The following is a 1,967-nucleotide window of genomic DNA, read 5'->3' as shown; positions in this document are numbered from 1 at the left end:
TGGCTCAAGCGCTGCCATGACAGCGTCATGGCAGCGCTTGAGCCACTCCAGGGACTCGGTGTGATAGGGCGTGACCACGAAGATCCGCGGACCCTTCACGTAGAGATTCGGTGAGTAGAGCGTCACCGGCTTCTCTTCGTTGGTCTCGAAGGTGGTGCGATCGACTTCTTGGACTTTGCGACTCTTTCTGGCCACCGATTTCTCCGCGAGATCTGCATTGGTACGGGAATAGGTGTCGATCTCCTCGTGATCGAGGTGCCCCTTCACCTTGGCGGGGATGCCGCAGCCGGGGCAGAAGCGGTCGACCTGGGCGTGGAACGCCTCCATCGGCGCGCGCCACCAGCCCGGCGTCACGGGCAGGCCGTGCCCGCCGCCCCGGGCGAGGTCGAAGGAGGCCGCGACCTCGCAGAAATACGCCTTCAGGTCGCCGCCGAGCTGGACGATGGAGGCCGACCAGTTCTGGTTGATGTCGCAGCGGCCGATCCGCTCCCACATCTCCACGGGCTCGTAGAGGTCCTGGATGGCGGCGAGCAGCGACGAGTGGTCGGAATGGCCTTCGTAGTACCAGCCGCGTTCCTTCAGCGGCGCGAGCGACGCCACGCCCCGCTTGCTGTTGTGCGGGTTGAGGTTGAACACGCCGAAGGTTTCCGCCGCCAGGTCGGCGTGCTTGAAGACGTTGTTGGTCCAGAGCCCGCGCTGGCGCTTGTCGGGAACCTCCTCCGCGAAGATGCGGCACAGCTCCGCGAATTTGGGGTGCATGCAGGGATTGCCGCCGATCACGGCGATGGTGCCCGGATATCCTTCCAGGCTGCGCAGGGCCGTCCGGAAGTTCTCCGGCGTCATGTCCCAGAACTTGTCCTGGTTGACGAGCAGCCGGGTGCAGTTGGAGCAGCCGAGATCGCACTTGTTGGTGATGTCGATGCAGATGATGCCCATCTGCGAGGGCGGCCGCATCAGCGCCAGGGCCTGCCGCCGCGCCTGCGCGACGCGGGCATCGGCCGTCGGGGGGGCGAGGGTGTCGGCCATCATCGTCGTTCCCGGTCTCGGGCTGCCGCCGACCGGGACGAGGCGCGCCCGTGCCAGGTCCGCCGGCCAAGCCGCGCCGATGGTGGGCAAGCCATGCCGATGGTGGGCAAGTCAGGAGCGAAGCGGGCTTCCGGTCGTAATCGGAAGTCTCATAGACGCAGAGCGGCGATTTTGAAAGTCTAGATTTCGACTTCGCGCCGAGATACATCCAATAATAGAATAGTAATTCGAAATCAATTAGCAGTTGCGCGTTGGGAAGACTGATCCCGTCAGGCGGATCGCCTCAGCTTGTCGCGCAGTTCCTTGGGCAGGGCGGCGAGCCACCGCTCCTCCTCGCCCGGCTCCGGCAGGACGTTCCCGAATTCGAGGACGCCGAGGGCCGGGATGTCGGAGATGTAGACCCAGACGTCCTGCTCCGAGATGCCGAGGATCGCGCTCGTCTCGCGCATCAGCCGCGTCATGATCCGGGCCTTCTGCTCCCGGCTCCGTCCCGCCCGGATGTCGGCGCGGATCCAGACGTGGTCGGGGGAAGCGGGCGCGCCGCCGATGAAGATCGCCCCCGGTTCCAGGGCGTGGAAGATCACCTGCACGAAGTAGCGGGGGGCGTCGGCCTCGGCGGCGTGGGTCGCGGTCACGCTCTCGGCGATCCTGGCGCGCTCGTCGGGCGTGAGGGGCTTGGCGGAGGAAACGGCGTAGGTTGGCATCGGGCTCTCCCTGGCGTGCTCTCCCCGGCGGCGGGGGACGCGGGACGCCGCGCCATCGCCCAAGACCGACGACGCCGACGAGGGGCGCGGCGATCGCAAGCCGGACGCGGGCCCCGCCGTTCCGCGCCGCCCCCGTCCGTCAGCGGCTCCCGCGATGGGCGAAGACGGCGGGGACGGTGCGGACGAGGATGAGGAGGTCGCGGGCGAGGCTCCAGCGCCGGGCGTAGTCGAGGTCGA

2 protein-coding genes are annotated in these 1,967 nt (G+C 67.4%); both read right to left on the bottom strand.

What is annotated here, in order from left to right; translation table 11 throughout:
- Positions 1-1,026 (bottom strand): radical SAM protein (locus MFF06_RS22425; RefSeq protein ID WP_238208390.1); only part of this gene is annotated, 1,026 nt, incomplete at its 3' end.
- A gap of 269 nt (positions 1,027-1,295) precedes the next feature.
- Positions 1,296-1,730, bottom strand: a complete 435-nt coding sequence (locus tag MFF06_RS22420) for a tautomerase family protein (protein ID WP_238208388.1) — start codon at positions 1,728-1,730, stop codon at positions 1,296-1,298.
- Positions 1,731-1,967: the final 237 nt, after the last annotated feature.

This window comes from Methylobacterium aerolatum (genome assembly GCF_022179085.1).
Taxonomy (GTDB): Bacteria; Pseudomonadota; Alphaproteobacteria; order Rhizobiales; family Beijerinckiaceae; genus Methylobacterium; species Methylobacterium aerolatum.
This window is presented reverse-complemented; position numbering and strand designations above follow the sequence as displayed.

Bases quoted from the DNA above. Each gene is read 5' to 3' on its own strand.
- MFF06_RS22420 (WP_238208388.1), bottom strand. From the start codon at position 1,730: ATGCCAACCTACGCCGTTTCCTCCGCCAAGCCCCTCACGCCCGACGAG.